Origin of the sequence: Cryobacterium mannosilyticum, assembly GCF_004402705.1 — a bacterium.
Classification (GTDB): Bacteria; Actinomycetota; Actinomycetes; order Actinomycetales; family Microbacteriaceae; genus Cryobacterium; species Cryobacterium mannosilyticum.
In genome coordinates this window covers 51,756-67,610 of the sequence record NZ_SOFM01000023.1, presented here as the reverse complement: position 1 = coordinate 67,610, position 15,855 = coordinate 51,756, and the positions used below count along the sequence as shown (strand labels likewise).

The window sequence follows — 15,855 nt, the reverse complement described above, 5'->3', positions numbered from 1 at the left end:
CTGCATGTTCACGAAAATTCTTGTTGCCAACCGCGGAGAAATCGCGATTCGTGCGTTTCGTGCGGCCTATGAGCTCGGCGCCAAAACGGTGGCCGTGTTCCCGTTCGAGGACCGCAACTCGCTCCACCGGCTGAAGGCCGACGAGGCGTACCAGATCGGCGAGCCGGGGCATCCGGTGCGGGCGTACCTCACCGTGAGCGAGATCATCCGGGTGGCCAAGGAGTGCGGCGCCGACGCCATCTACCCCGGCTACGGGTTCCTCTCCGAAAACCCCGAACTGGCCCGCGCCGCCCGTGAAGCCGGCATCACCTTCATCGGCCCGGGCGAGCAGGTGCTCGAGATGGCCGGCAACAAGGTCACCGCCAAGGAGCACGCGATCGCTGCCGGCGTGCCGGTCCTGGGGTCCAGCGCGCCGTCCCGCGACGTCGACGAGCTCATCGCCGCGGCGGAGGAAATCGGCTTCCCCATCTTCGCCAAGGCCGTCGCCGGCGGCGGCGGGCGCGGCATGCGCCGGGTCGCCAAGATGAGCGAGCTCCGCGGCTCCCTCGAGGAGGCGATGCGGGAGGCCAACAGCGCCTTCGGCGACCCGACCATGTTCCTCGAGCAGGCGGTGCTGCGGCCCCGCCACATCGAGGTGCAGATCCTCGCCGACACGACCGGCGCCACCGTGCACCTGTTCGAACGCGACTGCTCGGTGCAGCGCCGCCACCAGAAGGTCATCGAGATCGCCCCGGCGCCGAACCTCTCCGACGAGATCCGCCAGCGCCTCTACGCGGACGCGGTCGCCTTCGCCAAGTCGATCGGCTATGTCAACGCGGGAACGGTCGAGTTCCTTCTCGACACCGTCGGCGAACGGGCCGGCCAGCACGTGTTCATCGAGATGAACCCGCGAATCCAGGTCGAGCACACCGTCACCGAGGAGGTGACGGATGTCGACCTCGTCGTCGCCCAGATCCGTATCGCCGCGGGGGAGACCCTTGCCGACCTCGGCCTGACCCAGGACAAGATCCAGCTTCGCGGCGCAGCGCTGCAGTGCCGGATCACGACGGAAGACCCCACTATGGGATTCCGGCCGGACACCGGCAAGATCACCACCTACCGCTCGCCCGGCGGTGCCGGTGTGCGCCTCGACGGCGGAACCATCAACCCCGGCGCCCAGATCAGCCCGCACTTCGACTCGATGCTCGCCAAGCTCACCTGCCGCGGCCGTGACTTCCCCTCCGCCGTGACCCGGTCCAAGCGCGCCCTGGCCGAGTTCCGCATCCGCGGAGTGTCGACGAACATCTCTTTCCTGCAGGCGGTGCTCGACGACCCCGACTTCGCCGCCGGCAACCTGAGCACCTCCTTCATCGACGAGCGACCGGAACTGCTCCGCGGCCGGGCCTCGAAGGACCGCGGCACGAAGATCCTGAACTGGCTGGCCGACGTCACGGTCAACAAGCCCAACGGCGTGCCGATCACGCTGCTGAACCCGGCCGAGAAGCTGCCCAAGCTCGACCTGTCCATTGCGGCCCCGGCCGGCTCACGCCAGCGCCTCCAGCTGCTCGGTCCGGCGGGCTTCGCCGCCGACCTGCGTGCGCAGAAGGCCCTCGCCGTGACGGACACGACCTTCCGGGACGCGCACCAGTCGCTGCTGGCGACGCGGGTGCGCACCCGCGACCTCGTCGCGGTCGCCCCCTACGTGGCACGGATGACCCCGGAGCTGCTCTCGATCGAGGCCTGGGGTGGAGCCACCTACGACGTGGCCCTGCGCTTCCTCGGCGAGGACCCGTGGGAACGCCTCGCGTCGCTGCGCGAGGCCCTGCCGAACATCAACGTGCAGATGCTGCTCCGCGGCCGCAACACCGTCGGCTACACGCCGTACCCGGTCGAGGTGACCCACGCCTTCGTGCGTGAAGCCGCCGACACCGGCGTCGACATCTTCCGCATCTTCGACGCCCTCAACGATGTGTCCCAGATGCGCCCGGCGATCGACGCCGTGCTCGCGACCGGCACCAGCGTGGCCGAAGTGGCACTCTGCTACACGGGCGACCTGCTCGACCCTGCCGAACCCCTGTACACCCTGGACTACTACCTGCGGCTGGCCGAACAGATCGTCGAGTCCGGCGCGCACATCCTCGCGATCAAGGACATGGCCGGGCTACTCCGCCCCGCGGCCGCCGAAAAGCTCGTCGGCGCCCTCCGCGAACGGTTCGACCTCCCGGTACACGTGCACACGCACGACACGCCGGGCGGCCAGCTGGCCACCCTGCTCGCCGCGGCACGTGCCGGCGCCGACGCGGTCGACGTCGCCAGCGCTCCGATGGCCGGCACCACCAGCCAGCCGTCCGCCTCCTCGCTCGTCGCCGCCCTCGCCCATACCGAACGCGACACGGGCATCTCGCTCAAGGCCGTCTGCGACCTCGAGCCGTACTGGGAGGATGTGCGCCGGGTCTACCACCCCTTCGAATCGGGCCTCCGCGCGCCGACCGGCCGGGTCTACACCCACGAGATCCCGGGCGGCCAGCTCTCCAACCTGCGCACCCAGGCGGTCGCGCTCGGCCTGGCGGACGACTTCGAACTGATCGAGGACATGTACGCCGCGGCGAACAACATCCTCGGCCGAGTGCCGAAGGTCACTCCGTCGTCGAAGGTGGTCGGCGACCTCGCCCTCTACCTCGCCGCGGTGCGCGCCGACCCGGCCGACTTCGCCGAGAACCCGGGCAACTACGACGTGCCGGACTCCGTGATCGGCTTCATGGCCGGGGAACTGGGCGACCTGCCCGGCGGCTGGCCCGAACCGTTCCGCAGCAAGGTGCTCGCCGGGCGCAACATCCGCATCGGCGTCACCGAACTCACCGCCGACGAGCGGGGCGCGCTCGACAAGGACAGCCTCACCCGCCGGGCGATGCTCAACCAGCTGCTCTTCCCGGCGCCGACCCGCCAGTACGAGCAGATCCGCGAGCTGTTCGGGGACCTGTCGGTGCTTGACACCGTCGACTACCTCAACGGCCTTCAGCAGGGCACCGAGCACGCCGTCGAGATCGCGAGGGGCGTGCGGCTGTACGTGGGCCTCGAAGCCATCAGTGAGGCGGACGACAAGGGCATGCGCACCGTCATGACCACCCTCAACGGGCAGCTCCGCCCGGTTTTCGTGCGCGACCGCAGCATCACCGTCAGCACCAAGGCGGCGGAAAAGGCGGATGCGAACCGGCCCGGCCAGGTTGCAGCCCCGTTCTCCGGGGTGGTCACCCTGCAGGTCGAGGAGGGGGACACCATCGAGGCCGGCCAGAGCGTGGCGTCGATCGAAGCGATGAAGATGGAAGCGGCGATCACGTCTCCCATCAGCGGCGTCGTGGACCGGGTCGCGATCCCCAAAACCCAGCAGGTGGATGCGGGCGATCTGCTCGTGGTGGTGCGACCGCGCTAGGATTGGGGCCGATCTATCGACGAAGGGACGGGTCTTTTGTCAGATAAGCGCACAGGCAACGAGGAATCCGGCCAGGAACCCTCCATGTCGCCTGGCACCGTTCCCGGCGACGAGTACAACAGCGAACTGCCGCCGCACACCATCCAGAACCTGGCGGCCGCCCTTCCGGGCAACCTGAACGGGCGAGCGGATGCGTCGTTTTCCGCCCGGCCGGTAACCGGCACCCGTCCGGGTCTGTCCGGCGGCCCCCGGGCGGCGGATTCCGCCGCGCACCCGGCCACGCACACGGTCGAGATCAGCACGCCGGGCGTCGCCCGCGCCGCCCGCGCCGCCCGCCCGGCGACGGGCGTCGTCGCAGCGCTGTCCGTCCCGGCGGCCGATTCTTCCGCCGCCACCCACTCCCGTCGTGAGCGTCTTCGCACCGAGAACGGCCCGGCGCCGGAGTCGGCGTCGATGCTCACCTCCGACCGTCTGCTCGCGGTCAACCGCAAAACCAAGCCGCCGCCCCATGGCACCTGGAACAGCTTCGTCTACGCGGCGACGCTGCACCTGGTGAACCTCGGCGATTCGGCCAAGGTTCGCGCCCACAACGCAATGGACGAGCGCATCCGCCGCGAGTTCGAAGGTGGCACCCGGTTCGTGCCGATCCTCACCCGCAAGGGCGGCGTCGGCAAGACCACCGTCACCGCGCTGCTCGGCATGGCCCTGGCCGACGCCCGCGAGGACCGGATCATCGCCGTCGACGCGAATCCCGACCGCGGCACGCTCTCCGAACGGGTCAGCAAGCAGACCAGGTCGACCGTGCGGGACGTGGTGTCGAAGGCCGCGTCGATCGGAGGCTTCACCGACTTCTCCGCGCTGGTCTCCCGCGACGCCACCCGGCTGGACATTCTCGCCTCCGACACCGACCCGCTCCTTTCCGAAGCGTTCGATGAGAACGACTACAACGTCGTCGCCGACCTCGCCGCCCGGTATTACTCGATCATGCTCACCGACTGCGGCACCGGGATCGTCCACTCGGTCATGCGCGCTACCCTGCAGCGCGCGGACTCGATCGTCATCGTCTCCGGCGGCAGCGTCGACGAGGCCCGCCTCGCCTCGGAGACCCTGACCTGGCTGGAGGCCAACGGCTACGGCGACCTGGTGCGCAATGCCATCGTCGCCCTCAACACGGCGACGCAGGGCACCAACCTGGTCAAGCTCGAGGAGATCGAATCGCATTTCCGGTCGAGGGTGCGGGAGATCGTGCGGATCCCGTACGACCCGCAGCTGGCCGCCGGCAGCGTGATCTCGTACAACGACCTCAAGCCGATCACCCAGCTGGCGGCCAGAACCCTCGCTGCCCTCGTGGTGGAGGGCCTGCCGGCCGACCGCGCGGTCTGACCTGACCCGCACTGCCGGCACCAGCGCCACCGTCACCGCGGCAATCGCCGCATGAACCGACTTGGAGTCTTCCCTGTGCCCGAGCGCCAGATCCGACTATTCGGAGATCCCGTACTCAAGACCGTCTCCGACCCGATCGGCGTCATCGATGCCCGGGTGCGGGGCCTCGTCGACGACCTGGTCGACAGCGTGCGCCTCCCCGGCCGTGCCGGCGTGGCGGCGTCACAGATCGGCGTCAACCTGCGGGCCTTCAGCTACAACGTCGACGGCGTGATCGGCTACATCATCAACCCGGTCGTCGTCGAGGTGACCGGCGAGCCCGAGCTCGTCGAGGAGGGGTGCCTCTCGGTGCCCGGCCTGTGGTACCCCACCAGCCGCTTCCCGTTCGCACGCGTCTCCGGCATCGACCTCGAGGGCAACCCGGTCGAACTGTCCGGGACCGGCATCATGGCGCAGGCGCTGCAGCACGAGACCGACCACCTCGACGGTCTGCTCTACCTCGACCGGCTCGACAAGGAGAACCGGCGGGCCGCCATGAAGGAGATCCGCCAGTCCACCTGGTTCTGAGCCGTTGGGCTGCCTGCCGCTGAACTACCTGCGCTGAGCCACCGGTTCGTCCGACTCAGCCGCGCAGCGGGTTGCTCTCGGTGATCGGCGAACCCGCGTACATGCCCTCGATGACGTCGGCGAAGTCCTTGAGGATGACGTCCCGCTTGATGCTCAGCTTCGGAGTCAGGTAGCCGTTCTCCTCGGTGAGCTCGGTGCTGAGCACGATGAACTTGCGGATCGACTCGGCCCGGGAGACGTGATCGTTGGCGTGGTCGACCGCACGCTGCAGCTCGGCGACCACCGTCGGATTCACGGCCGCCGCGGCCAGTGACATGCCGGCATCCTCGCCGTTGTTGTTCAGCCAGACCGCGAGCATGTCAGGGTCGAGCGTGACCAGGGCCGCGATGAACGGCTTGCGGTCACCGACCACGACGACCTGCCCGACCAGCGGATTGGAGCGAATCGGGTCTTCGAGGGCGGCCGGGGCGACGTTCTTGCCGCCGGCCGTGACGATGATCTCCTTCTTGCGCCCGGTGATGGTGAGGAATCCCTCGCTGTCGAAGTCGCCGATGTCACCCGTGCGGAGCCAGCCGTCGTCGAACGTGGCGGCGGTCGCGGCGGGGTTCTTCCAGTACTCCTTGAAGACGTTGACGCCCTTCACCTCGATCTCGCCGTCGTCCATGATCCGCACGGAGACGCCGGGCAGGGGTGGGCCGACGGTGCCGATCTTGAACTTGGTCGCGAGCCCGACGCTGGTCGGCGCGGTGGTCTCGGTGAGGCCGTAGCCCTCGAGGATCTTGATCCCGAGGCTGTGGTAGAAGTGCCCGAGGTGGGCGCCGAGGGGCGCGGATCCTGACACGGCGTACTTGACGTTGCCGCCCATCGCGGCGCGCAGCTTGCTGTAGACGAGGCGGTCGAAGATGGCGAATTTGATCTTCGTCATCAGCGGAACCGGTTTGCCCTGGTCGACGAGCATCGAGTGGTCGACGGCGATCTGCGCCGCCGCCTCGAAGATCTTGCCGCGGCCGGCCGCCTCGGCCTTCTGCTCTGCCGAGTTGTAGACCTTCTCGAAGACGCGAGGGACGGCCAGCAGGAACGTCGGCTTGAACGTGCCGAGCGCGGGCAGCAACTGCCGGGTATCCGGCTGGTGGCCGACCCGCACTCCGGCCTGAACGCAGAGCACGGCGATAAACCGGGCGAAGATGTGCGCGGTCGTGATGAAGAGCAGCGTGGACGCTCCATTCTCGTCCTCGAGGACCTCCTTGAGCGCGACCGAGGCGTTGCGGGTCGTCTCCACGAAGTTGGAGTGGGTGAGCACGCAACCCTTCGGGCGGCCCGTCGATCCGGAGGTGTAGATCAGCGTGGCCATGTCGTCGCCCACGGCGAGGTTGCGGCGGCGCTCGATCTCGGCATCCGTGACACCGGTGCCGGAGGCGGCGAGCTTGTCGAGGTCGCCCAGGCCGATCTGCCAGACGGTCCGGATGCTCGGCAGGTCAGGGTGCACCTCGTCGAACCGGGAGAAGTGGTCTGCCGTTTCGAGGATCACGGCTGTGGCACCGGAATCGCCGAGGATCCACTGGATCTGCATGGGGGAGCTGGTCTCATAGACCGGGACGAGCACGGCCCCGGCATACCACGCGGCGAAGTCGATCAGCGTCCACTCATACCTGGTCTTGCACATCAGGCCGATCTTGTCGCCGGGTTCGATCCCATTGGCGACGAGGCCCTTGGCCAGCGCCACCACCTGACGGTGGAACTCACTGGTCGTGACCGGCGTCCACTGACCATTGACGGGCAGTGAGAAGAGCACGGAGTCAGGCGTGGCCGCGACGCGGGCGGCCAAGAGGTCGGTGACGTTGGCCTGAGGGTCGGCGGGAACGATTGCGGGCTGGTCGAACTGTTTCACGGTAACTCCTTTGGCACCGGACGGGTTTGCGCCCACTCTATCCGCGTCGGCCGGCGGTCGTGGACGTTTCGTCTGGCAGGGTGCTGGTTCACTACACTCTAGAGGGGACGCCCCGGCATCCCTGATCGCCCCGCGGCGTATTTCCCCCGGCCACACCTACGAAAGAAGTTCGCTGTGCACGCGATTGGGATTGATATCGGTGGCACCAAGATCGCCGCCGCCCTCGTCGACGAGTTCGGGACGATCATCCGTTCCGATCGCCGCCCCACCACGGCCAGCGACCCGCGCGGCATCGAGGATGCCGTCGTCGAGATGATCACCGGCCTCGCCGAAGGCGAGGAGGTCGTCGCTGCCGGAATCGCCGCCGCCGGGTTCATCGACGCAGCCCAGTCGGTCGTCTACTACGGCCCGAACGTCAACTGGCGCCACGAACCTCTCCGCGCCACCCTCGAAGCTCGACTCGACATGCCGATCCTGATCGAGAACGACGCCAACGCAGCCGGCTGGGCGGAATTCAGCTTCGGCGCCGGCCAGATGTACAGCGACATGGTCATGCTCACCATCGGCACCGGCGTCGGCGGCGCGATCATCTCCGAGAACCGGCTCTTCCGCGGCGGCTTCGGCTGCGCCGCTGAGCTCGGGCACCTGCGGATCGTCCCGAACGGGCGCTCCTGCGGCTGTGGAGCCCAGGGCTGCATCGAGCAGTACGGGTCCGGCCGGGCCCTGCTGCGGATTGCCAACGAACTGGCGGATGCCGGCGGAATCGGCCAGGGCCTCGCCGCCGCCCGCAAGGGGAAGGGCAAGCTCACCGGCAAGGACGTCGGCCGGTTGATCCAGGACGGCGACAACGGCGCGCTGGCCGCGCTGCGCCAACTTGGCAGTTCGCTCGGCCAGGCCTGTGCCAGCCTGGCCGCCGTGCTCGACCCGCAGATCTTCGTCTTCGGCGGCGGAGTCGCCGACGCCGGCGACCTGCTGCTGGATCCGATCCGCGCCGCCTACCTGGAGAACCTCCCGGCCCGGGGTTACCACCCGGAGGCGGAGTTCGCCATCGCCCAGCTCGTGAACGATGCCGGCGTGGTCGGAGCGGCCGACCTCGCGCGGAAGCACGTTTTCACGAAGTAGGCTCAGGGAGTCCAACGGAGGGAGCCCAATGTTTTATTGGTTCATGAAGAACATTGTCATCGGTCCGCTGGTGCTCGGTATCTTCCGGCCCTGGGTGGTCGGGCTGGAGAACATCCCCAAAGAGGGCGGCGTGATCCTCGCCAGCAACCACCTGTCCTTCATCGACTCGGTGTTCCTGCCGCTGGTCGTGTCGCGGCGGGTCGTCTTCCTGGCCAAGAGCGAGTATTTCACCGGCAAGGGTCTCAAGGGCTGGGCCACGCGCCAGTTCTTCAAGGCCACCGGGCAGCTCCCCATCGACCGGTCGGGCGGCAAGGCGTCGGAGGACTCCCTCAACACCGGCCTGCGCGTGCTCGCCGGCGGCGGCGTGCTCGGCATCTACCCGGAGGGCACGCGCAGCCCCGACGCGAAGATGTACCGCGGCCGCACCGGGGTGGCCCGGATGGTGCTCGAGGCCGGCGTGCCGGTGATCCCGGTGGCGATGATCGACACCGAGAAGGCCATGCCGACCGGGACCCGCATCCCGAAGGTGCGCCGGATCGGAGTCGTCATCGGCACGCCACTGGACTTCAGCCGGTTCGACGGCATGGAGGGCGACCGGTTCGTGCTCCGCTCGATCACCGACGAGCTGATGTACGAACTGCAGCGGCTGAGCACCCAGGAGTACGTGGACGTCTACGCCACCAGCGTGAAAGAAAAGCGGGCAAGCCTTTCGCGATAAGCTCGCGTCATTGGTTTCGCCCAGATTCCGAGGCCGCAACCGGCCACAATCCCAGCCCCGGCAGGCAGTTTTCCCGCGTGCCACCTAAGAGAAAACAGGACTAGCCCAGTGGTAGACCCTACCGAACCAGTCGTTGTCGCAGATCGATCTGTGATCGCTGGCCTGGACTATTGGCGCACACTGCCGATCAAGCAGCAGCCGACCTGGCCCGACTCCGAGGCCGTGGCCGCGGCATCCGCTGAACTGTCGACGCAGCCGCCGCTCGTCTTCGCGGGCGAGGTCGACATCCTGCGGGACCGGCTGGCCCAGGCCGCCAACGGTGAGGCCTTCCTGCTGCAGGGCGGTGACTGTGCCGAAACCTTCAGCGGCGCGACCGCCGAGCAGATTCGCAACCGGGTCAAGACCGTGCTGCAGATGGCCGTGGTGCTCACCTATGGCGCGTCCATGCCCGTGATCAAGATGGGGCGGATGGCCGGCCAGTTCGCCAAGCCGCGCTCCAGCGACTTCGAGACCCGGGGCGACGTCACCCTGCCGGCCTACCGCGGCGACATCGTCAACGGCTACGACTTCACTCCCGAATCGCGCGAGGCCGACCCGGCCCGCCTGGTCAAGGGCTACCACACCGCGGCATCCACCCTCAATCTCATCCGCGCGTTCACCCAGGGTGGATTCGCCGACCTGCGTCAGGTGCACAGCTGGAACCAGGGCTTCGCGGCGAACCCGGCGAACCAGCGCTACGAGAAGGTGGCCAAGGAGATCGACCGGGCCATCAAGTTCATGATCGCCTGCGGCGCCGACTTCGAGGCGATGCGTCGCACCGAGTTCTACACCAGCCATGAGGGGCTGCTGATGGACTACGAGCGCCCGATGACGCGGATCGACTCCCGTACCGGCACGCCGTACAACACCTCGGCGCACTTCATCTGGATCGGCGAACGCACCCGGGAACTCGACGGGGCGCACGTGGACTTCCTCTCGCGGGTGCGCAACCCGATCGGGGTCAAGCTCGGCCCGACCACATCGGCCGACGATATGATGCGCCTGGTCGACAAGCTCGACCCGAACCGCGAGCCCGGACGCCTGACCTTCATCACCCGGATGGGCGCCGGCAAGGTGCGCGACGCGCTCCCGCCGCTGCTCGAGGCGATCAAGGCCAGCGACGCCAAGCCGCTCTGGATCACCGATCCGATGCACGGCAACGGCGTCACCACCCCGACCGGCTACAAGACCCGTCGGTTCGACGACGTGGTCGATGAGGTGCGCGGCTTTTTCGAGGCGCACCGCGCTGTCGGTACCCACCCGGGCGGCGTGCACGTCGAGCTGACCGGCGACGACGTCACCGAGTGCCTCGGCGGCTCGGAGCACATCGACGAGGCCGACCTCGCGACCCGCTACGAGTCGCTCTGCGACCCGCGGCTCAACCACATGCAGTCCCTCGAGCTCGCGTTCCTGGTGGCCGAGGAGCTCGCCGCCCGCTAGCGCGCCGCGCGCGCGTCGCGCCCGTCGAATTCGACGGAGATTTTTCGGAATATCGATGTTCTGGCTCTGAAAACGACTGTTCAGAGCAAAATGTCCGTCGAATTCGACAGGACGAGCGTGCGTGTCCACAAGCGACGGATGCCGTCGGCCGGCTCGGGGGAGCAACCCGAGTCACCCGGTCACACTGAGCAGGCGAGCTTACTGGCCTGAGGCAGGGGTGCGCGTCAGGTCGTTACCCGAACGGGTTGGTCGGCTTGAGGGCGATCGTGCTGCCCTTGGGGGCGGACGTGCCAGCGGCGGGATCGGTGGATGCGACCCGGATCAGGGATGAGTAGACCGGGGAGTCCGCGCCGGGGTTGTAGCTGAGCTTAAAGCCGAGGTCCGTGAGGGCCTTCTTGCCTTCGTTCCAAGGCATGTCGATGACATTCGGAACCACGACGGGCTCCGGCCCGCGGGATGTCGTGAGGCTGAAGGTGTCGCCGACGCGCACGGGGCCGTCGCCCGCGGCGGAGGCCTTGATCACGTTGCCCTCCGGCACCGTGTCGCTGTAGGTCTGTTCGCCGGGCGTGGTCACCAGGCCCTTTTCCTTGAGGATGGCGGTGGCGTCGTCGACCGATTTGCCCGCGACGTCCGGGATCCCGCCGAGCGAGACGACCAGGTTCACCTTCATGCCCTCGAAGTAGCCGCCGCCCTGGGACACGTCGCCCGCGTCGCTCTCCCGGCTGGCGGAGATGACGGTGCCGGCGGCAACGTCGCCGTCGAAGACCGAGTCGGTGGCGCCGACGGATGCCTTCAGATCGGTGATCGCGGTGGTGGCGGCCTCCGTGGACAGGCCGGCCAGCACCGGCAACGTGATCGGCTGGGGTCCCTGGGACACCCGGAGCGTGACCGTGCTGCCCTTGGCGACCCGCGCTGAGGCGCCGGGGTCGGTGCTCGCGACGAGCCCGGCCGCGATCGTGCCGCTGTACTGGGTGCCGAGTTTGGCCTCGAGGCCCAGTTCGGTGAGCTGGCCGGCCGCGTCTTCCGGCGACGCCGAGACGAGCTGCGGAACGGCGATGAGCGAGCCGGGCCCCGAACCGAAGTACCAGCCGGTGCCGCCGGCCAGAGCGGCGAGCAGCATGACCAGCGCGAACAGCCAGTAACCCTTGCGTTTGCGCTTGCGCGCCTTGTCGGTGAGCCGCGCCGCGTTGTCGGGCTTCGCGGGCGGCGTCGGCGTCCGGGGCTTGGTCGCCGTGGCGAGGGGCCTCGCGCCGAGGATCTGGGTCTCCGCGTCGGCGGCGGCGCTCGGCAGCCCGGTGGCGAGGATCATCGTGGGCTGGAGCGCGGTCTCGTCGGCGGAGGACGCACGCACGGTCTTGTCGACGTCCTGCAGCTGGTCGAGCATCACCCTGGCATCCCGCGGGCGGTTCTCCGGGTCGCGGGCCGTGGCCCAGCTGACGAGCTCGTCGAGCTCGGGCGGGATCGTCGCCACCCGGGTGCTCGGCATCGGCACCGTGTCATTCGCATGCTGGTACGCGATCTGCATGGGAGCCTCGCCGACGTAGGGCTGCTCGCCGGTGAGCATCTCGTAGGTCATGATGCCGAGCGCGTAGATGTCGCTGCGCGCGTCGGCGATCCCGCGGGTCACGAGCTCGGGGGAGAGGTAGGCGATCGTGCCGAGCAGGGCCTGGCCGGTGGCGGTGTTGTTGTTGACCGCGCGGGCGAGGCCGAAGTCGCCGATCTTGATCCGGCCGTCGTCGGCGAGCAGCACGTTCTCCGGCTTCAGGTCGCGGTGCACGATCCCGGCCTTGTGCGCCGCGGCGAGCCCGGACAGCACGGCCTCGAGGATGTCCATGGTCTGCTCGCTCGTGAGCCTGCCGTAGTCCTTGAGCAGGTCGCGCAGCGTGATGCCCGGCAGGTACTCCATCACCAGGTAGGCCATGTCGGCATCCTGCCCCTGGTCGTACACGTTGACGACGTTCGGGTGAGCCAACCGGGCGGCGGAGCGGGCCTCCTGCACGAACCGCGCCTTGAAGGCGTTGTCGTCGGCAAGGTGGCCGTGCATGATCTTGATCGCGACCCGGCGTTCGAGGCGCAGGTCGGTGGCGAGGTAGACGGTGGCCATGCCGCCGCGGGCGATCCGCGAGCGCACCTGATAGCGGCCGTCAATCAAACGGCCGATCATCGGATCGGCAGGGGTATCGCTCACCAGTCGAGTCTAGGGAAGGATGCGGCGTTCACCGGTGCAGGACACCCGCAACTCGGGGGATTGGCGGGGAAGTCGGGTGCAGGTCGGGGCGCAGGTCAGCCCAGTTCAGGCAGCCACGCCCTGGCGGATGTCTCCCACTTGGCGTAGTAGTCGGGGAACGCGGAGATCTGCACGGCCTGCGCCGCCTGGGTCACCGTCATCGCCTCCCAGCCGGGAATGTCGAGCAGACCCCGGGTGACCCCGCGGTTGGGGTTGCCGTTTCCGCCGAAGAAGGCCTGGCTGGCGCGCAGCGGATCCATGACCTGCTCGGCCGATCCCCAGCCCGCGCTCGGCCGCTGCTGGAACAGGCCGAGCGAGTCCCGGTCGCCGTGTCGCACGTTGCGCAACCCGGATTCCTGGGCGGCGGCGGCCAGCGCGATGACGAGGCCGGCGTCGCCGACGCCGGCGGCACGCCCGGCGGAGACGATGATTCGCGCGTTCTGGCCCATCTCCTCGGTCAGCGGCGTGACGACGCCGGCGGTGGCGGTCGGCTCGGGGCGGACGGGATCCGCGGCCGGAGCGGCCGGCGCGGACGCGACCGACGACACCTGCTCGATGGCGAGTGACGGCACCGCCAGCACCTGGCCCGGGTAGATGATGCTGGACCAGCCGAGCCCGTTGGCGTCGAGCATCGCCTGCACGGAGACCCCGGCCGCTGCCGCGATGGCCCCGATGGTGTCTCCGGTGACGATGGTGTGGGTGCCGGCGGGGGAAGCCAGGGCAGGCTGAGGCGCCGGTGCGGCGGCGGGTGCCGCTGCCGGCGCGGCCGCGCCGGGCAGCACGATGGCCTGGCCGGGAAAGATGATGCTGCCACGGTCGAGGCCGTTCGCACTGAGGATGTCGCCCGCCGAGAGGCCGTGGGCGGCCGCGATGCCGCTGATGGTGTCACCGGCCACGATCGTGTAGCGGGCGATCTCGGCGGCGACCGGGGCCGGCGCGGCGGCGACCGGTGCGGCCTGCGCGGACAGGGTGAGGGTCTGGCCGGGGAAGATCACGGCTGACCAGCCGAGGCCGTTCAAGGCGAGCACGGATGCCGTCGACAGGCCGAACCGGCCGGCCACCGCGCTGACGGTGTCACCCTCGACCACCGTGTACTGGGTGGGCGGCGCCTCGCCGGATGCGCGGGTGACCTGGCCGCGGACGGCGGTCGCCGGGACCGCGCCCGGCAGGTTGCTCCGGCTCTTCAGCGGCTTCTTCGCAATCGTCGCGGCATCCGCCGGTGAGGCCAGGTTCAGGGTGATCGCGATGGTGCTGATGATCACCAGGGGGATCGTGGCCAGGCGTCCGAACGAACGGCGTTCCCCGGACCGGCTGGTGCTGTGCCGACCACCATCCGCCGGCGGCCCTGTCTGTGTTCCGATTTTGCTGGCTTTTGCCGACATGGCGTTCCCCGTTCCGATTGCATACAACGACCAACGCTGACACAGATGATTAAGAGAGTCAACCAGCGTGCCCCCTGTTATAGGCGTCAACACGCGGGAAAGCGGACGGGGGGTTTGTCGAGGTCCGGGAATCATGGAATGCTGGTGAAGTGACCGAATCGTCTTCAGATCCGCAGTGGCTATCCATCCCCGACCTCGTCCAACTCCTCGGCGTCAGCCAGAGCAGGGTTCGCCAGCTGATCGACGACAAGCAGCTGCTGGCCGTGCGTCGCGCCGGCGGCCCGCTGCAGGTCCCGGCCCAGTTCATCAGAGACGGCGCCCCCGTTCCGGAGCTGCGCGGCACCCTGATCGTGCTCGCGGACGACGGCTTCACCGACGAGCAGGCGATGGACTGGCTGCTCGAGGTCGACAACAGTCTGGGCGTTCCGCCCATCGTCGCGCTGCTGGCCGGCCGCAAGGCCGAAGTGCGTCGCGTGGCCCAGGCCCTCGCCTAGGCACCACGCTCTTCCGGCAGACCGCCGGTCCCGGACTCTAGAAGACCCTCCGGGTCACGGTTTCGGCGAGGATGCCGAGCTGCGCGGTGATCTCGGCACCGATCGGCGACCCGGCCAGCGCGGCCAGCGCCTCGGCCACGTGTGACTGGATCAGGTCCTCGACGCGGAGCACGGCCCCGCTGTCGAGGATCAGCCGCTGCAGGCCGGTGATCTGCTCCGCCGTGAGCCCGGGGTCGCCGAGCAGCGTGTCGAGCAGGTTCCGGTCGTCCTCGGCCAGGGCCTGCCGAGCCAGGGCCACCAGCACGGTGCGCTTGCCCTCGCGCAGGTCGTCGCCGCTGGGCTTACCCGTCACCGACGCGTCGCCATAGACGCCCAGGAGGTCGTCCCGCAACTGGTAGGCGATGCCGAGCGGCAGCCCGAAGGCCCGGAGCGCGTCGAGGTGCTCCACGCCGGCGCCGGCCACAGCGGCACCGATCACGAGCGGCGCCTGCACGCTGTACTTCGCCGACTTGAAGACGATCACCCGCATCGCCCGGTCGAGCAGCTCAGACTCCGGCTGGGTGAGCCAGGCCCGCTCCTCCAGGATGTCCAGGTACTGCCCCGCCGTCACCTCGGTGCGCATCCGGTTGAATTCCGCCCTCGCGGCCTGGGCCGAGGCCCGCGCCACGCCGGCCAGCCCCTCGTCGAGGAGCTCGTCGCTCCAGCCGAGCAGGAGGTCTCCGAGCAGGATCGCCGCGGCCTGGCCGAAGTCCTCACGGCTGCCGGCCCAGCCGCTCGACGCATGCATCGCCTCGAAGAGCCGGTGGGCGGATGCCTTGCCTCGCCGCGTGTCCGACTTGTCGATGATGTCGTCGTGAACGAGCGCCGCCGCATGGAAGATCTCGAGCGCTGCGGCGACGGCGACCACCGGGAACAACCGCGCCAGGGGGTCCTCGGCGGCCGCCGGTTCGGCGGGGGACCGGGCACCCTCGACGCTCTTCCAGCCCCAGTAACAGAAGAGGGCCCGGAAGCGCTTGCCACCGCTGAGAAATTGCCGTGAGAAGTCCACCAGCGGCGTAAGATCCGGGCTGATAGTAGTCACAATTGGTTGACGGGTTTCGATGAATTCGTCGATCCGAGAATGAACCAGTTCGACCAGTTGATTGCTTTCAGCCACGTGCCTAGCCTAGCCATCACAGCGGGGTTA

General features: G+C 68.8%; 11 protein-coding genes. 7 read left to right on the top strand and 4 right to left on the bottom strand.

What is annotated here, in order from left to right; translation table 11 throughout:
* Positions 1-4: 4 nt before the first annotated feature.
* From E3O32_RS08420 to E3O32_RS08410, 3 genes are all read left to right on the top strand, one after another.
* Positions 5-3,409: a pyruvate carboxylase gene (locus E3O32_RS08420; protein WP_134508495.1), complete on the top strand. Its 3,405-nt coding sequence runs from the start codon at positions 5-7 to the stop codon at positions 3,407-3,409.
* Positions 3,410-3,493: 84 nt separating this feature from the next.
* The gene (locus E3O32_RS08415) at positions 3,494-4,792 is read left to right on the top strand and encodes a MinD/ParA family ATP-binding protein (protein WP_241974722.1); all 1,299 of its coding nucleotides are present in this window, start codon (positions 3,494-3,496) and stop codon (positions 4,790-4,792) included.
* Between the two features lie 75 nt (positions 4,793-4,867).
* Entirely contained in the window at positions 4,868-5,359 is a 492-nt protein-coding gene (locus E3O32_RS08410; RefSeq protein ID WP_134508606.1) for a peptide deformylase, read from the top strand.
* A 55-nt stretch (positions 5,360-5,414) separates the two neighbouring features.
* On the opposite strand, the gene E3O32_RS08405 is transcribed toward E3O32_RS08410, so the two are convergent.
* Entirely contained in the window at positions 5,415-7,247 is a 1,833-nt protein-coding gene (locus E3O32_RS08405; protein WP_134508493.1) for an AMP-dependent synthetase/ligase, read from the bottom strand.
* 174 nt (positions 7,248-7,421) lie between these two features.
* Here E3O32_RS08405 and E3O32_RS08400 point away from each other — a divergent pair, with 174 nt between their 5' ends.
* The 3 genes from E3O32_RS08400 to E3O32_RS08390 all read left to right on the top strand — a co-directional run bounded on the left by E3O32_RS08400 (position 7,422) and on the right by E3O32_RS08390 (position 10,566).
* A complete protein-coding gene (locus tag E3O32_RS08400; RefSeq protein ID WP_134508491.1) occupies positions 7,422-8,369 on the top strand; it encodes an ROK family glucokinase in 948 nt (315 codons plus the stop codon).
* A gap of 28 nt (positions 8,370-8,397) precedes the next feature.
* On the top strand, positions 8,398-9,087 hold the full coding sequence (locus E3O32_RS08395) for a lysophospholipid acyltransferase family protein (RefSeq protein WP_134508489.1): 690 nt from the start codon (positions 8,398-8,400) through the stop codon (positions 9,085-9,087).
* Between the two features lie 150 nt (positions 9,088-9,237).
* Positions 9,238-10,566 carry a class II 3-deoxy-7-phosphoheptulonate synthase gene (locus E3O32_RS08390; RefSeq protein WP_134508487.1) on the top strand — a complete coding sequence of 443 codons (1,329 nt, stop codon included), beginning with the start codon at positions 9,238-9,240 and terminating at the stop codon, positions 10,564-10,566.
* A 232-nt stretch (positions 10,567-10,798) separates the two neighbouring features.
* Here the strand turns inward: E3O32_RS08390 and pknB are convergent, their stop codons facing one another.
* Together pknB and E3O32_RS08380 are read right to left on the bottom strand one after the other, a co-directional pair.
* Positions 10,799-12,754, bottom strand: a complete 1,956-nt coding sequence (pknB, locus tag E3O32_RS08385; RefSeq protein WP_134508485.1) for a Stk1 family PASTA domain-containing Ser/Thr kinase — start codon at positions 12,752-12,754, stop codon at positions 10,799-10,801.
* A 95-nt stretch (positions 12,755-12,849) separates the two neighbouring features.
* On the bottom strand, positions 12,850-14,064 hold the full coding sequence (locus E3O32_RS08380; protein ID WP_241974726.1) for a LysM peptidoglycan-binding domain-containing protein: 1,215 nt from the start codon (positions 14,062-14,064) through the stop codon (positions 12,850-12,852).
* Positions 14,065-14,324: 260 nt separating this feature from the next.
* Between E3O32_RS08380 and E3O32_RS08375 the strand changes: the two genes are divergently transcribed.
* On the top strand, positions 14,325-14,669 hold the full coding sequence (locus E3O32_RS08375) for an Rv2175c family DNA-binding protein (protein ID WP_134508481.1): 345 nt from the start codon (positions 14,325-14,327) through the stop codon (positions 14,667-14,669).
* 37 nt (positions 14,670-14,706) lie between these two features.
* On the opposite strand, the gene E3O32_RS08370 is transcribed toward E3O32_RS08375, so the two are convergent.
* Complete coding sequence (locus tag E3O32_RS08370; protein ID WP_134508479.1) at positions 14,707-15,825, bottom strand: polyprenyl synthetase family protein; 1,119 nt, start codon at positions 15,823-15,825, stop codon at positions 14,707-14,709.
* Positions 15,826-15,855: the final 30 nt, after the last annotated feature.

Coding starts and splice junctions, on each gene's coding strand:
- E3O32_RS08420 (WP_134508495.1), top strand. CDS start 5: ATGTTCACGAAAATTCTTGTTGCCAACCGCGGAGAAATCGCGATTCGT.
- E3O32_RS08415 (WP_241974722.1), top strand. CDS start 3,494: ATGTCGCCTGGCACCGTTCCCGGCGACGAGTACAACAGCGAACTGCCG.
- E3O32_RS08395 (WP_134508489.1), top strand. CDS start 8,398: ATGTTTTATTGGTTCATGAAGAACATTGTCATCGGTCCGCTGGTGCTC.